Raw genomic sequence first — 14,745 nt, 5'->3', positions numbered from 1 at the left:
ACACCCGGGGGGCCGCGTCGGCGGCCCCGCGCCGACTAGCAGCTGATCGGCGTCATGGTCACGCAGGAGGCACAGGTGCAGCTGTGGCAGGTGACCTTGGTGACGACCTTCGCCGTGGTGCGGACGACGACGGTCCACGAGGCGGGCTCGGCGCCCGTCTGCTGCGGGGTGGCGACGCGGACGTCCAGGTTGAACGGGTCGTTCGCAGACATGGGATTCTCCCTCGGAAAACACTCACTGGAATAACGGAAACGAGTACGGGCACATACGTGCGTACTCATGTCGCCGAAACGAATCGGGATCGCCGCGTGCCGTGCGGCGGCACCCGGCGGAATCCGGTTCGCTGGACGATTCCTCAAGCATTTCCGGATCAGGCCGCGGCCGGTAGTGGACCTTGGTACACACCGGCGGATCCGAGCGGGTGGCACAGCATGTCGTGATAGCGGAGGGCGACGATCGCGCTCTCCGTCCGGGACCCCAGCCCGAGCTTCGCCATGATGCGCGTCAGATGCGCCTTGGCCGTCCGTTCGGTGATGTGCAGGCTCCGGGCGATGGCCCGGTTGGTGTCGCAGAGGGCCAGCCGGCTCAGCACCTCCCGCTCCCTCGGCGTGAGTTCGGACAGCTCCTGCATGAAGTCCTCGGTGATGGCGGGCACTCCGCCCAGACATCGACACTCCTGGCCGAACAGCACCGGGTCGGGCCCGGCCCCTTCCGCTCCGCAGTGTCGCCCGTCCCCCGTGACGTGCCTCAACTTGGCTCTCCCTGTGCGATGAACCCCGTGGGAAGCACCCGGCCGGCGGCGGGCTGAGCCCGCGATGCACCGGTCCACCGGACGCTTCCTGCCGCTCACGCGCTCTGCCCGAAGACGCCGGCTGGTCAGGCCGTTGCCACGGAGGCGTCTGTGAGAGCGGCATAATGATCACGTCAATGATGGCCCGGTGCCCGGCCGCCGGGTTCCGACCGCAGGATGACATCGGTTCTACGACTTGAGGTCGGTCGCCGACGGGGAGACGGAAGTCATGGTCCGCGTGCTGGTGGTCGACGACGAGGAACTGGTACGGGCCGCGCTGCGGGCCGTCCTCGGCTCCGCCCCGGACATAGAGGCGGCGGCCTGCGACGGCCCCGAAGCCGTCGCACTCGCCCGTCGCACGGCACCCGACGTCGTCCTGCTGGACGTCAACATGCCCGGGGAGGACGGCTTCTCCGTCCTGCGCGAGCTGCGCGCACTGCCCGAGCCGCCCCCGGTCGCCATGCTGACGCTCATGGGTTCCGACGAGTACCTGGACGCCGCCCTGCGGTTCGGAGCCTGCGGATACCTCCTCAAGGACACCGAGCCGCACCTGCTCATCGACTGCGTGCACATCCTCGCCAGGGGCGGTGTCGTCTACGTGCCGCCGCAAAGCCGGGCCGTGATGGGCGTCCGCGTCAGCGACCCGCTGCCCGCGCCGGTGCCCGCGCCGGCCCCCGCCGGCCTGCGGGACCTGCTCACCCGCCGGGAACAGGAGGTACTGGCCCTTCTCTCGGCAGGACTGACCAACACGGAGATGGCCGAGCACCTGGGTGTGGGCATGACCACGGTCAAGACGCACATCGGCTCCCTCAAGAGGAAGCTGGGCGCCCCCAGCCGGGTCGCGCTCGCCGCCATCGCCCACCGGGAGGGCCTGATGGAGCCCCTCTCCGCCCCAGCGCGACGGAAGACCGTCAGCCCACCGGAAGCAGCGCGCTGACGAGGAAGCCGCAGTCGCTCGTGGGACGTGCCTCCAGGGTGCCGCCCACGTCGTGCGCCCGCTCCTTCAGCCCCACCAGCCCGTGTCCGCCACCGCTGCCGCACGGAGGCACCTCACCCGGCGCGGAGGGACCGTTGCGCACCTCTATCCGCAGGGTCCGGCCGTCGCCCTCCAGGGCGAGCACGACGTGCACCCGCGCGGCCGGTGCGTACCGGCGCGCGTTCGTCAGCGCTTCCTGCACGGTCCGGTAGGCGGCCCGCTCGACACCGGTGGACAGGCGGGTGTCCTCGGGGATCTCGTTGCGGTACGCGACGTCGAGTCCCGACTGGCCGATCATCCGGGACACGTCCTCCAGGCGCGGCCTCGGTCCGGGGCGGGCCCGGCCGCCGTCGGTTCCGCGCAGCACCCCGACCATGTGCCGCAGTTCGTCCAGGGTGCGCGCCGACAGTTCCCGGATCGTCCGGGCGCGCTCCTGCGCCTGCGGGTCGTCCGTGGTGAGCTCCAGGGCTCCCGCCTGCATGCTGATCAGGCCGACCTGGTGGGCGACCACGTCGTGCATCTCCCGGGCGAGCCGGGCCCGCTCCCCGGCCGCCACCTGTTCGGCGAGCAGCTGGCGCTCAGCGGCCCGGCTGCTCTGCAACGCCGCCAGGCCGGCGACCAGCTCGGCGCGGGTCCGGGCGAGCAGCCCGAGCGCCAGCGGGACGGCCACCGCGCCACAGGTGTCGATCACCGCGAGCGCGGTCTCCCGCGGTGAGTGCGCGGCGAGTTCGGCGACCGGGTACGGAACGAAGTGCGCGACGGCGAACAGCACCCCGGCCACCGCCAGCCGCCAGTGGCCCCTGCGCGTGGAGGCCACGGTGTACAGCGCGATCAGCGGGGCGAACCAGACGTAGCCGAGGTACAGACCGGGCAGCGTGGCCAGGAACACCACCGTGGGCCGGCGCCGGCGCGCCGCCAACACCACGGCCGCCACGAGCCCCGCGGCCATCCCCGGCCCCACGTCCCTCCCGTGCACCAGCAGGGCGTCCACCAGGCCGAGCAGCACCGGCGTGATCAGACAGGCCCATCGCACCCGGGCAGAACTTGCTTTCAAGGCTGGCAGCACCTCATGTCCGCGGCTTTGCCGTCTCGGGAAATGCGTCAGATGCCGGACGGATCCAGCAGATTGGAAGGCCTACATGGTACTTCGCCCTCAGATTCCACGGGCGCGTCGGTCGACGGAGGCGGTACGGGCCAGTGACACGCGAGCCGGGCGGTCACGGGCGCCAGGCCGTCGGGTCGGCCGGGGTCTGCTCGCCCGTCGTCAGGTTCTTGACCTCGTGGTTCCCGCCCTCCTCGAAGGGCGGGAACCACACGAACGGGATGCCCTTGCGGGAGGCATAGCGGAGCTGCTTGGCCAGCTTGTCGGCCTGGTGGTAGAGCTCGACGTTCATCCCCCGCGCGCGCAGGCTCGCCGCCGTGGCCCCGGCCGCGCGGCGCAGGTCGTCGCGCGGGACGGCCACGAGGACCTGGCTGGGGCACTTGGGGCCGGCTGCGAGGAGGCCCTCCGCCAGGAGCTTGGCGAAGATGCGGGTCAGGCCGATCGACATGCCGACCCCGGGCAGGCTGCGCCGGATGAAGGAGCCGGTCAGGCTCTCGTAGCGGCCGCCCGAGCAGATGCTCCCGTAGTCCGGCCAGTCGGTGAACTTCCCCTCGTAGACGGTCCCCGTGTAGTAGTCGAGGCCCCGGGCGATCGACAGGTCCGCGACGATGCCGCCCGCGGGCAGGTCGTCCAGGGAGTCCAGGACGTACGCCAGTTCGGCGAGGCCCTCGTCGAGGAGGTCCGAGCTGACCCCGAGGCCCTTGACCGCGTCCACGACGGCACCCCCCTCACCGCGCAGCCGGGCGAGGGCCAGGCAGGAGTCGACGGTCCGGGCGGGCAGGCCGAGTTCGCCCGACAGGACCGCGGCGACGCCCTCCGGGCCGGTCTTGTCGAGCTTGTCGACGGCACGGATCACCGACAGCGGATCGTCGATGCCCAGCCCCTCGTAGAACCCCTGCAGGACCTTCCGGTTGTTGACGCCCAGCGTCCAGGCGGGCAGGTCCAGCCCGGTCATCACCTCGTGGATCATGCGCGGCAGTTCGGCGTCGAAGTGGAGCGGGAGCCGGTCCACGTCGATGACGTCGATGTCGCACTGGGTGAACTCCCGGAAACGGCCCTCCTGGGCCCGTTCGCCCCGCCAGACGCGCTGTATCTGATAGCGCTTGAACGGGAAGACCAGCTCGTTGAAGTGCTGGGCGGTGTACCGCGCGAACGGCACGGTCAGGTCGAAGTGCAGACCGATACGGGAATCCCCCCGGTCGTCGGCGTCCTCCTGGACCCGGCGCAGCGCGTAGACCTCGTTCGAGGTGTCGCCCTTGGCCGTGAGCACGGAGAGGGGCTCGACCGAGGGCGTCTCGACGGAACAGAATCCGTACCTCTCGAATCCGGCGCGGACCAGGTCGAGCCACTTCTGCTCGACCATGCGGATTTCCGGCAGCCATTCGGGAAATCCGCTCACCGGAAGGGGGCGGAGCAGTTGTGAGTCGCTCATCGGACGACCCTATCCGCGGCCCGCCCGGGCGGGCCACCCGTTAACCGGAGCGGGGGTCCCGGGCACCGTCTACAACTTTCGTTGCAGGGGTTTCCCCTCTGCCCTCAACCCTTCGTTCCCATCCATTGCGGCACTCCGATTCCGCAGGTCACGATGGCCGTCGCCACAGCCCGTAACCGCAGAAACGGATGGCTCGGTGCACACGTCGCAGCACACCACAGCAATTGTTCCCCAGGCTCAGACAATCGAATTCGAAATGGACTGGCAGCGCACCGCGGTCGAGGAGATCACGGGGCGGCTGACCGACCCGGACTTCCCCTGTGTGTTCTCGCGGAACGCCTTCCGCAAGCAGCTCCTCCGGTTCGTCTTCGTGCCCGACGGCGGGAGCGACGGCATCCGGCACCTGGCGGCGGCGCTCACCGAGTACGTCGCGGAGGCCAAGGCCTGGGACGGGTCGCTGGACACCGCGTACCCGCTGGTCGCGGTGTTCGCGCCGGACGCCGTGGCCGGGGACTCGGTCGAGGCGCACCACGCCTTCGGCTGGCACGTGCTGCAGGAGCTGCACCGCGTCGACCCCGGGCCCTGGCCGGCCGGCGTCGCCCGGGACCCCCGCTCCGAGGCGTGGTCCATGTGCTTCGACGGGATGCCGCTCTTCTGCAACATGAGCAATCCCGGGCACCGGGTCCGCCGGAGCCGGAACCTCGGCCGGTCGTTCGTCCTCGTCATCAATCCCCGGGAACGCTTCGACGTATTCGCCGGAGACACTCCGAGCGGCCGGAAAGTGCGCGCCAACATTCGCAGCCGGATAGGCCGGTACGACGGCGTCCCGCATTCCCCGCAACTGGGTTCCTACGGCATAGGCGCCCTCGAATGGCACCAGTACGGGCTGATCGAGGAGAACGCCGGGCGGACCGACGTCTGCCCCTTCTCACCCCGTACCGACGCCGGCACCGACACGCAGAGGACTTCCTGACCATGATCGAGCTCATCGTCTCCCAGGGCCGGGTGGCCGACCGCAAGCCCCGGATGATCGAGGGCGCGGCCCGGATCGCCCGCGCCCTCGAACAGCGCTACGGGCTGGCCGGCCGCTGGATCGGGGAGCCCGCGCCGGCCGCCGACGACGACTGGACCGAGAGCCTCCCGCAGGCCGAGGGGCAGCTGACCGCGCTCGGCCGGGCCGTCGGGGAGAGCATCCGGGCCGGCCGCCGGACGGTCCTGGTCTCCAACACCTGCCCCGCGAGCATCGGCACGCTGCCGGTGGTGGCCCGGGAGCTGCCGGAGGCCGTGGTGCTCTACATCGACGGTCACGGCGACTTCAACGTCCCGGCCACCAGCAGCGGCTACCTGGGCGGCATGGTCCTCTCCGCCGCGTGCGGCCTGTGGGAGAGCGGCCACGGCGGCGGGCTGCCGGCCGCGCAGGCCGTGCTGGTCGGCACCCGGGACATCGACGCGGGCGAGGCCGAGCTGATCGCGCGGGCCGGGGTCCGGGTGATCCCGCCCGCCGAGACGACGGCGGAGAACATCCTGGACGCCATCGGCGACCGCCCCGTCTGGGTGCACATCGACTGGGACGTCCTCGAACCGGGCCACGTGCCCGCCGACTACACCGTCCCGGACGGTCTGCTGCCCGAGCAGATCCGGATGGTCTTCGAGACGATCCCCGCCGACCGGCTGCTCGGCGTGGAGCTGGCGGAGTTCGACGCCACCACGGACGAGGCGGTCAACGAGCGGGCCGTCGCCGTGGTCCTCGACATGGTCGCCCCCGTCTTCGAGAACGCCCGCGAGGGCGCGTTCGCCGGCCGGTAGGCCGCTCCCGCCAGTAGGCCGTTCCCGGGCGGCAGGCCGCCCCCTTCCCTCCCCCTCACCAGCCCGCCAGGAGAGATCCCCATGCCCCTGTACGACAGCATCCTCGACACCGTCGGCCGTACCCCCATCGTCAGGCTGAACCGGCTCGCCCCCGCGCACACCTCGGTCTACGTGAAGGTGGAGGCGTTCAACCCCGGCGGCTCCGTCAAGGACCGGCTCGCGCTGTCCGTGGTCCTCGACGCCGAGGCGAAGGGCCTGCTCAAGCCCGGGGACACGATCGTGGAGTGCACCTCCGGCAACGTCGGCATCGCCCTGGCGATGGTGGCGGCGGCGCGCGGCTACCACTTCGTCGCCGTCATGGGCGACACCTACTCGCTGGAGCGGCGCCAGCTCATCCGGGCGTACGGCGGCAAGGTGATCCTCTTCCCCGGGGCGCTCGGCAGCAGCGGCGGCAACCGGATCGCGGACGAACTGGCCGAGAAGCACGGCTGGTTCCGGGCCCGCCAGTTCGACAACCCGGCCAACCCGGCCTACCACCGGGAGACCACGGCGTCGGAGATCCTCTCCGACTTCGCGGGCAAGCGGCTGGACTACTTCGTCACCGGCTTCGGCACGAGCGGCACCCTCACCGGCGTCGGCCAGATGCTGAAGGCGGCCCGCCCCGGCGTCCGGGTGGTCGCCACCGAGCCGGAGAACGCCGCCATCCTGGGCAAGCAGGAGTGGAACGTCCACCGGATCCAGGGCTGGTCCCCGAACTTCGTGCCCAGCGTGCTGGACGACTCGGTCATCGACGAACTGGTCACCGTCGACGAGACGGTGGGCCGGGACACCTCCCGCCGGCTCGCCGCCGAGGAGGGCATCTTCGCCGGCATCTCCGCCGGCGCCACCCTGGCCACCGCGCTGCGCGTCGCCGAGACCGCGCCGGAGGGGTCGGTGCTGCTCGCCATGCTGCCGGACACCGGGGAGCGGTACCTGTCGACCTTCCTCATGGAGGGCGTCAACGAGGGCTCGGACGACGAGTGGCTGGCGTCGCTGGACGCCGGGAACTGACGTGAGCCAGGAATTCGTCCCCCCGGGCGCCCGTTTCACCGCGCTGCCCGACGCCTTCCCGCTGCTGCGCGGCGGGACCCTGGACGGCGCGCGGGTGGCCTACGAGACGCTCGGCCGGCTCTCGCCCGAACGCGACAACGCGATCCTGGTCCTCACCGGCCTCTCCCCCGACAGCCATGTCGCCTCCCACCCCGGCGACCCCTCGCCGGGCTGGTGGGAGGCCATGGTGGGGCCGGGCAAGCCCGTGGACACCGACCGCTGGTACGTGATCTGCCTGAACGCCCCGGGCAGCTGCAAGGGCTCCACCGGCCCCGCGTCCGTCGATCCGGCGACGGGCGAGCCGTACGGGCCCGACTTCCCCGAGCTGTCGATGGAGGACATCGCCGACGCCGCCGCGCACACCGTGCGCGCCCTGGGCGTCGAACGGCTGGCCTGCGTCATCGGCACGTCCATGGGCGGGATGAGCGCACTGTCCCTGCTGGCCCGGCACCCGGGGCTGGCCCGTGCCCACCTGAACATCTGCGGGGCGGCGAGCGCGCTCCCGTTCGCGACGGCGGTCCGCTCGCTGCAGCGCGAGGCGATCCGCTGCGACCCCGGCTGGAACGGGGGCCGCTACGAGGGCCACGACACGGAGAACTACCCGCACCGCGGCATGCTCACGGCACGCAAGCTGGGCATGACCACCTATCGCTCGGCCCGGGAGTGGGACCGCCGGTTCGGCCGCGACCGGATCCCGGCGGAGCGCCGGGGGGCGGACGTGCCCTTCGGTCCCGAGTTCGAGGTCGAGGCGTACCTCGAACGCCACGCCCGCAGGTTCTCCGGCCGCTTCGACCCCAACAGCTACCTGCACCTCAGCCGCTGCATGGACCGGTTCGACCTGGGCGAGTCCTGCGGCTCCACGACCGAGGCGGCGCTGGCCGCGATCCGGCTGGAGAAGGCGCTGGTCATCGGCGTGGAGACGGACATCCTCTTCCCGCTCGGGCAGCAGCGGCAGATCGCCGACGGACTCGGCGCCGGCGGCACCGACGCCGAGTTCCTGGCCCTGGAGTCGGACGAGGGCCACGACGCCTTCCTCGTCGACATCGACCGCTTCGGCCCGCCCGTCAGCACATTCCTCACCTCGCTCTGGCTCTCCGGAGGTCCGACATGTCCCCCCACCCCTTCCGGCTGGCACTGGTCACCGGCGCGAACCGCGGCATCGGCTTCGAGACGGCGCGCCAGCTCGCCGCCGCCGGCGTCCGCGTCCTGCTCTCCGGCCGCGACCGCGAGGCGGTGACCGCGGCGGCCGAGGAGCTGCGCGGCAGCGGGCTCCCGGTGGAGCCGCTGGTCCTCGACGTGACCGACGCCGACAGCGTCCGGGCCGCGGCCGCCGAGGTCGAGCGGGAGTACGGCCGGCTCGACGTCCTCGTCAACAACGCGGCCGTCCGCGTCGAGGAGTACGGCCGGAAACCCTCCGAGCAGCCGCTCGAACAGTGGCGCCGGACCTTCGACACGAACCTGTTCGCCGTCGTCGAGGTGACCCGCGCCTTCCTGCCGCTGCTGCTGCGCTCCCCGGCCGGCCGCGTCGTCAACCTGTCCAGCCTGCTGGGGTCCGTCGGCACGCACGGCGACCCCTCCTCCTACGCCTACAGCGACATGTTCAAGTCGCTGCCCGCCTACAGCGCCTCCAAGAGCGCGCTCAACTCCTGGACGGTGCACCTCGCCTACGAACTGCGCGACACCCCGGTCAAGGTGAACGCCGTACACCCCGGCTACACCCGGACCGGCCTCAACGACGGCGAGGGAGACCTCGACGTCCCGGACGGGGCGCGCACGGGCGTGGCCATGGCGCTGCTCGGCGACGACGGCCCCACCGGCACGTACACGCACCGCGGCGACACCGTCCCCTGGTAACCCCCGGTACATCAATGGAGACCATCTATGGGCAACCACGTGGCCCTGGCCACCGACATGACCAGCCTGCCGATCGACTACGACATGCCCCTGCTGCTGGAGGCGTGCCGGGAGGCCGGGGTGCGGGCCGAGATATGCAGCTGGGAGGACCCGGACATCGACTGGGCGGCCTTCGACGCCGTGCTGCTGCGGTCCCCCTGGAGTTACGTCGAGCAGCTGCCGCGCTTCCTGGCCTGGTGCGAGCGCGTCACCGCCGTGACGCACCTGCTCAACCCGCTGCCGGTGGTCCGCTGGAACCTCGACAAGAGCTACCTCGGGGACCTGGACGCGGCCGGGGTGCCCGTCGTACCGAGCAGCTTCGTGGCGCCGGAGGCCGAGCCGGCCGACGCCCTGCGGGCCTTCCTCGAACGGTATCCCGATGCCGCCGAGTTCGTCGTGAAGCCGACCGTCGGCGCCTACTCGCGCGACGTGCAGCGGTTCTCCCGCACGCAGGGGCCGGAGGCGACGCGGCACATCGCCAAGCTGCTGGAGCAGGGCTGCGACGCGCTGATCCAGCCCTACATGGACGCCATCGACCGCGACGGCGAGACCGACCTGATCTATTTCGACGGCGAGTACAGTCACGCCATCCGCAAGCGGGCGCTGCTCCTGCCCGACGGCACGGTCGACGTGCCCTCGCAGGACGCCCGCACCGCGCGGGACGCCGCCCCGGACGAACGGGCGGTGGCCTCGGCCGCGCTGAAGGCGGTCGTGGCCCGGCTGGACCTGGAACGGCCGCTGCTCTACGGCCGCGTCGACCTCATCCGCGACGGCGAGGGCAGGCCGGTCCTGCTCGAACTCGAAGTGTGCGAGCCGTCGCTGAGCATGCCCTTCGCGGAGGGCTCCGCGGGCCGGTTCGCGCGGGCCATCGCCGCACGCCTGGAAGACATCTCCCGAGAACGCAAGAACGGATGACGAGCATGGCAACGACAGAACAGGCCTCGGCGGCCGACGCTCCGGCCTCGGTGCCGGCCCCGGCCGCCACTCCCGCCACCCCCGCCGCACAGGCCGCCGCGGCCGCCCCCGTCGGGGCGCGCGGCACCCTCTACGCCGCCCTCGGCGTGCTGAGCTTCTCGTTCAGCTTCCCCGGCACCGTGTGGGCCCTCGACGGGTTCGGCCCGTGGAGCGCCATCGGGGTGCGCGGGGTGCTCGCCGCCCTGATCGCGGGGACGGCGCTGCTGGTGACACGGGCGCCGCTGCCGGCCCGGGGCGACTGGCCCGCGCTCGCCGTGGTGGCGGGCGGCTGCGCCATCGGCTTCCCGCTGCTCACCACGCTGGCCCTGCAGACCTCCTCGACGGCCAACTCGGCGATCGTCATCGGGGCGCTGCCGATGGCCACGGCGGCGTTCTCCGCGGTCCTCACCCGGCGCCGGCCCTCGAAGGTGTTCTGGGCCGCGGCGCTGACCGGCGGGGCGACCGTGATCGCCTTCACCCTGACGCAGAGCCACGGCAAGCCGACGGTCGCGGAGCTCTACCTCTTCGGCGCCCTCGTCGTCTGTGCGGCCGGGTACGCCTTCGGCGGGCGGCTCTCGGCCCGCATGCCCGGCTGGCGGGTCATCGCCTGGGGCGTGGTGCTGGCGGCTCCGGTCAACATCGCCGTGTCCCTGTGGGCGCTGCCGCACGAGCCGGTGCACCTGACGACGAAGGCCCTGGTCGGCATGGCGTACATCGCGGCGGTCTCCCAGTTCGGCGGGTTCGTGGTCTGGTACAAGGGCATGGGCCTCATCGGCGTGGCCCGGGCGAGCCAACTCCAGCTGGCGCAGCCGTTGTTGACCCTGCTGTGGGCGGTGCTGCTGATGGGCGAGGAGATCGGCGCGGCCGTGCCGCTGACCGCGTGCATCGTCCTGGCCTGCATCGTCGTCACCCAACGGGCCAGGACGTCCTGAGCGGACCGGGCCACCGTCCGGGCCAGTCCGTAACGACGAAATACATCGGTCCGGCGACCTTCGCACCACGAAATCCGTGGCAGTGGAGGCGCCGGACCGATGCTTTCTCACTCTTCGGACGGTCGTTTCCCTCGGATCCCCAGGGTGTTAGGTTCGCGGGGTTCGCGCAGCGGTCCGACCTGCAAGGTCCCGCCGCGGTCCCGGGGGAAGGTGAGCGAGAGTTGAGTCGTCAGGCAGCCGCGCAGCAACTCCGGACCGCCGCGCCCGCGGTCATCGAGGCCTACCGGGCGGAGCTCCAGAGGCTCGGCAGCCCGCTGGCGACCCGTGACGACGCCTGGCAGCAGTGCCGTTACCAGGCGCAGAACATCGTGGCCGAGTGCGCGCAGTCGCTGGAGACGGGCCGGCCGGCGGAGGTCACCGGGGTCGGGGAGTACTCCCGGCTGCTCGGGGCGCACCGCGTCACGCAGCGGATCCCGGTGTCGGAGTCGGTCCGGGCGGCGGAGGTGCTCTGGGAGGCCATGCGGGAGGCGGTCGCCAAGGCGGCGGCCGAGCTGCCGGCCGGTCAGCGGCACTCCGTGCAGCAGGAGATCAGCACCACCTTCCGTACGGTCACCGGGGCCCGGCTCTACCAGGGGATCCGGGGCTACGAGGAGGCCGCGCGGCCGGAGGCCCCCGCCGAACGCCCGGGGCCGTCCGGGCTGAAGGAGCAGGGGGACCTCGAACCGCAGGCCCTGGAGGTGCTCACGCTGCGCGAGCGGGAGATCCTGGAGGCGGTCCGGGAAGGGCTGACGAACCGGCAGATCAGCCGACGCTTCGAGATCACCGAGGCGACCGTCAAGCGGCACCTGCACAACGCGTACCGCAAGCTGGGCATCAGCTCCCGGGTGCAGGCGCTGAACAAGATGTTCCCGGAAAACAGGTGACCGCGCCGCTGGTGCGGCGCGGTCGGTGATCGTACTCGGCGGCGATCGTGGCGGTCGGTGATCGTGGTGAGCGGTGATCGTGGCGGGCGGTCAGGGGCGGGCGGACGGGTTCATCCCAGGAGCCCCGCCAGGGCCAGGCCGGTCAGTGCGGTCAGGTTCGCGGCGTACTGGGTGACCATGAACGCCCGGTAGGCACCACGCCGTTCCGCGCGGCCGTCGCCCTCCCGGCGCGCCCCCCGCAGCACCCGGACGACCACCCAGAGCGACCCCAGGGCCACCGGCACCGCCACCGTGAGGGCGGGGGGCGCCCACAGCAGGGCCAGCGCCGGTGCGGCCGCGCCGACGGCGAGGGCACCGGCCACCGCCAGGGCCCGCGCGGCGGCCGGCCCGCGGACGACCGCGACGGTACGGCGGCCCCCGGCGGCGTCACCGCTGACGTCGCCCAGGTCCTTGGTCACGGCGCCGACCAGCGCCATCCACGCCGACATCACCCCGGCGACCAGCGCGCCCGTCCCGGTCCAGGCCCCGCCGGACGCCGCGACCCCGGCCCCGTAGGCGGTCGCGCCCAGCCCGAAGACCACCGCCGCGCAACGCCCGCTGGAGCACTTCGCCTTCACCGGGTCGGCCGAGTAGGCCCAGCCCAGCACCAGGAAGGCTGCCGTCCAGGCGACCACCGCGGGCCCGGCGAGCCCGCCGAGGAGGAGGGAGGCGCAGGCCAGCAGGACGGTCCCCCGGGCGGCGGTCGCCTCGGCGAGGTCGCCGCGGGCGATCGGACGCCGCGAGCCGTTGACCCGGTCCTCGTGGACGTCGGTGACGCCGTTGAGCAGGTAGGCGCAGACCACCGCGCACCACAGGGAGGCCATGCCGAGCACGGCCCGCCCGAGCGACTGCGGCAGCTGCCCCGCCGACACCGCGCCGACCGCGAACCGCAGCAGGAACGCGACCTGGACGACGGGCCGGGCTTCCTCCCAGCACAGGCGGACGGTGTCCGCGAGGGAGTGCCAACGGACGTCCAGGACCCGCACCGGCCTGGCGACGATCACTTGCCCACTGAGATTGATCACGGGCGCCACCCTAGGAAGTGGATCACCGCCTCAGCCATACAACCATGGGCGTACGCCGGTGTACCCCGGAGTGAGCCAATCCGCTTGAAAACAGCGGAGGTTGAGATTCCGGCGTGCAGGTCAGGCGACGGTGCGTTCCAGGCTGTCGGCGTCGTCCATGAAGGTCAGCATGCGGGCGTTGACCACGTCCGGGTGGTCGATCTGGGGCCCGTGGCCCGTGGCCGTGACGATCTCGGCGCGGGCGCCGGGGACCAGCCGCGGTACGCGCTCCACCTGCCGCTTGGGGTGCACGAGCAGGCTGTGCTTGCCCATGATCACGTAGAGCGGGGTCCGGACGGAGCCCAGCTCCTCGTCCGTGAGCGGCAGGGGCGCGGGGCGGCGGATCCGGTAGGCGCGGGCGCCGAGCTGGACCCACCTGCGCATCTCGGGACTGGCGAGGACGGGCTGGTCCAGCCAGACGGCGAAGCGGCGGCGCAGCGCCTTGGGGGCGAAGCTGGCGAAGAGGCTGACGAACACCCAGGCGAAGAAGCGCAGTCCGACCTTCTCCAGGCCCCCGGGGTCGAGGGCGGTCACCGAGGCGAGCCGCCCGGGCCGGCGGTGGGCCTGGTTGAGGACGAGCCAACCGCCGTAGGAGGAGCCGACGAGGTGGACCCGGTCCAGGCCGAGGGCGTCGAGGGCCTCGTCCATCCACTGCGCCGCGCGCTCGGGCTGCCACATGGGCTCGCGGTGGACGCTGCGGTTCGCGTCGCCCGGGGTGTCGAGGGCGTAGACGGGGCGGTCGAGGCTGAGCCCGGGGGTGTTCGGGTACCACATCGCCGAGCTGTAGCCCGCGCCGTGAATCAGGACGATCGGCGTGCGGGACTCGGCCGCCGGGTCGGCGGGGCCGTACCGGTACACGTGCGTGGTGCCGAAGCTGGTCTCGACGTCCGTCTCCGAGCGGATGGGGGCGCCCATCGCGTAGAGCACGTCGGCCGCGGCGAAGTAGCGGTCGCGGAGCGCGTCGTTGACGTAGCGGCCGACGTCACGGCGTACGCGGGTCCTGTTCTCGGGCACGGCGGCACCTCCGTTGCAGATCCGATCTTCGTGATACGACCGTACCATATTGGTGGTACAGCGGTACCATGAAGGGACGGCGACGACGGTGGAGGTGCCAGGACATGCCCAAGCGCGTGGACCACGAGGAGCGGCGCGGGCAGATCGCCGAGGCGCTGGTGCGGGTGGCCGGACGGCGCGGGCTGCACGCCGTCGGCATGCGGGACGTGGCCGCCGAGGCCGGGGTGTCCCTGCGGCTGGTGCAGTACTACTTCGAGACCAAGGAGAAGCTGCTCCTCTACGGGCTCCAGCACCTCACCGACCGGTTCACGGCCCGCGTCGGCGCCCGCCTCGCCGCCGCCGGCCCGGCGCCGGGTCCGCGGGCGACCGCCGAGGCACTGGTCCTGGCCTCGCTGCCCACCGACGAGGAGAGCCGCACCTTCCACCTCCTGTACTCCTCGTACGCGATCCTCTCCGTGACCGACGAGGCGCTGGCCGCCCAGCCGTTCATCGAGAACCCGGACGCCGCCGAGGACGCCCTGGCCGGGCTGATCGCGGGGGCGCAGGAGGCGGGGCTGGCCGACCCCGGGGCGGACGCGCGGACGGAGGCGGTCAGCCTGCTCGCCATGGCGGCGACCCTGGGCACGAGCATCCTGGTGGGCCAGCGCGGCCCCGACTCGGCCACCGCCGTGCTCCGCCACCACCTGGACCGGATCTTCACGGTCCCGGAGGACGCCGCGTAGAGACGGCCT

Annotated in this window: 16 protein-coding genes; 10 read left to right on the top strand and 6 right to left on the bottom strand. The window is 72.3% G+C overall.

Features of this window, described 5'->3' with window-relative positions:
- Positions 1-35 precede the first annotated feature (35 nt).
- Together ACFY0O_RS05080 and ACFY0O_RS05075 are read right to left on the bottom strand one after the other, a co-directional pair.
- The gene (locus ACFY0O_RS05080; protein ID WP_388942932.1) at positions 36-212 is read right to left on the bottom strand and encodes a hypothetical protein; all 177 of its coding nucleotides are present in this window, start codon (positions 210-212) and stop codon (positions 36-38) included.
- Between the two features lie 158 nt (positions 213-370).
- A complete protein-coding gene (locus ACFY0O_RS05075; protein ID WP_388942929.1) occupies positions 371-655 on the bottom strand; it encodes a helix-turn-helix transcriptional regulator in 285 nt (94 codons plus the stop codon).
- A gap of 331 nt (positions 656-986) precedes the next feature.
- Between ACFY0O_RS05075 and ACFY0O_RS05070 the strand changes: the two genes are divergently transcribed.
- Positions 987-1,727: a response regulator gene (locus ACFY0O_RS05070; RefSeq protein WP_388942926.1), complete on the top strand. Its 741-nt coding sequence runs from the start codon at positions 987-989 to the stop codon at positions 1,725-1,727.
- On the opposite strand, the gene ACFY0O_RS05065 is transcribed toward ACFY0O_RS05070, so the two are convergent.
- Together ACFY0O_RS05065 and hisS are read right to left on the bottom strand one after the other, a co-directional pair.
- Complete coding sequence (locus ACFY0O_RS05065; RefSeq protein WP_388942923.1) at positions 1,702-2,820, bottom strand: sensor histidine kinase; 1,119 nt, start codon at positions 2,818-2,820, stop codon at positions 1,702-1,704. The two genes, ACFY0O_RS05070 and ACFY0O_RS05065, sit on opposite strands and share 26 nt — an antisense overlap.
- Before the next feature lie 163 nt (positions 2,821-2,983).
- On the bottom strand, positions 2,984-4,300 hold the full coding sequence (hisS, locus tag ACFY0O_RS05060; protein ID WP_388942921.1) for a histidine--tRNA ligase: 1,317 nt from the start codon (positions 4,298-4,300) through the stop codon (positions 2,984-2,986).
- A 256-nt stretch (positions 4,301-4,556) separates the two neighbouring features.
- Between hisS and ACFY0O_RS05055 the strand changes: the two genes are divergently transcribed.
- The 8 genes from ACFY0O_RS05055 to ACFY0O_RS05020 all read left to right on the top strand — a co-directional run bounded on the left by ACFY0O_RS05055 (position 4,557) and on the right by ACFY0O_RS05020 (position 11,897).
- Positions 4,557-5,273, top strand: coding sequence for a YqcI/YcgG family protein (locus ACFY0O_RS05055; RefSeq protein ID WP_388942919.1), 717 nt, complete (start codon positions 4,557-4,559; stop codon positions 5,271-5,273).
- A gap of 2 nt (positions 5,274-5,275) precedes the next feature.
- Positions 5,276-6,106, top strand: a complete 831-nt coding sequence (locus ACFY0O_RS05050; RefSeq protein WP_388942916.1) for an arginase family protein — start codon at positions 5,276-5,278, stop codon at positions 6,104-6,106.
- 81 nt (positions 6,107-6,187) lie between these two features.
- Positions 6,188-7,156 (top strand): cysteine synthase A, encoded by a 969-nt coding sequence (cysK, locus tag ACFY0O_RS05045; RefSeq protein ID WP_388942914.1) that lies wholly within the window; start codon positions 6,188-6,190, stop codon positions 7,154-7,156.
- 1 nt (position 7,157) lies between these two features.
- Positions 7,158-8,432, top strand: coding sequence for a homoserine O-acetyltransferase (locus ACFY0O_RS05040; RefSeq protein WP_388942912.1), 1,275 nt, complete (start codon positions 7,158-7,160; stop codon positions 8,430-8,432).
- On the top strand, positions 8,324-9,049 hold the full coding sequence (locus tag ACFY0O_RS05035) for an SDR family oxidoreductase (RefSeq protein WP_388943459.1): 726 nt from the start codon (positions 8,324-8,326) through the stop codon (positions 9,047-9,049). The genes ACFY0O_RS05040 and ACFY0O_RS05035 overlap by 109 nt, the downstream gene beginning before the upstream one ends.
- Positions 9,050-9,076: 27 nt before the next feature.
- Positions 9,077-10,003 (top strand): RimK family alpha-L-glutamate ligase, encoded by a 927-nt coding sequence (locus ACFY0O_RS05030; RefSeq protein WP_388942910.1) that lies wholly within the window; start codon positions 9,077-9,079, stop codon positions 10,001-10,003.
- A gap of 5 nt (positions 10,004-10,008) precedes the next feature.
- Positions 10,009-10,974, top strand: coding sequence for a DMT family transporter (locus ACFY0O_RS05025; RefSeq protein ID WP_388942907.1), 966 nt, complete (start codon positions 10,009-10,011; stop codon positions 10,972-10,974).
- Between the two features lie 221 nt (positions 10,975-11,195).
- Complete coding sequence (locus ACFY0O_RS05020; RefSeq protein ID WP_358891349.1) at positions 11,196-11,897, top strand: LuxR C-terminal-related transcriptional regulator; 702 nt, start codon at positions 11,196-11,198, stop codon at positions 11,895-11,897.
- A gap of 110 nt (positions 11,898-12,007) precedes the next feature.
- Here the strand turns inward: ACFY0O_RS05020 and ACFY0O_RS05015 are convergent, their stop codons facing one another.
- Both ACFY0O_RS05015 and ACFY0O_RS05010 read right to left on the bottom strand, forming a co-directional pair.
- Positions 12,008-12,961 carry a UbiA family prenyltransferase gene (locus ACFY0O_RS05015; protein ID WP_388942904.1) on the bottom strand — a complete coding sequence of 318 codons (954 nt, stop codon included), beginning with the start codon at positions 12,959-12,961 and terminating at the stop codon, positions 12,008-12,010.
- Positions 12,962-13,081: 120 nt separating this feature from the next.
- Entirely contained in the window at positions 13,082-14,014 is a 933-nt protein-coding gene (locus ACFY0O_RS05010; protein WP_388942902.1) for an alpha/beta fold hydrolase, read from the bottom strand.
- A gap of 104 nt (positions 14,015-14,118) precedes the next feature.
- On the opposite strand from ACFY0O_RS05010, the gene ACFY0O_RS05005 reads away from it, so the two are divergent.
- Complete coding sequence (locus ACFY0O_RS05005) at positions 14,119-14,736, top strand: TetR/AcrR family transcriptional regulator (RefSeq protein WP_388942899.1); 618 nt, start codon at positions 14,119-14,121, stop codon at positions 14,734-14,736.
- Positions 14,737-14,745 lie beyond the last annotated feature (9 nt).

It is taken from the genome of Streptomyces sp. NPDC001594 (genome assembly GCF_042893675.1).
Classification (GTDB): Bacteria; Actinomycetota; Actinomycetes; order Streptomycetales; family Streptomycetaceae; genus Streptomyces.
Note: the sequence above shows the minus strand (reverse complement) of the source record. Positions and strands in the feature narration are given on the sequence as shown.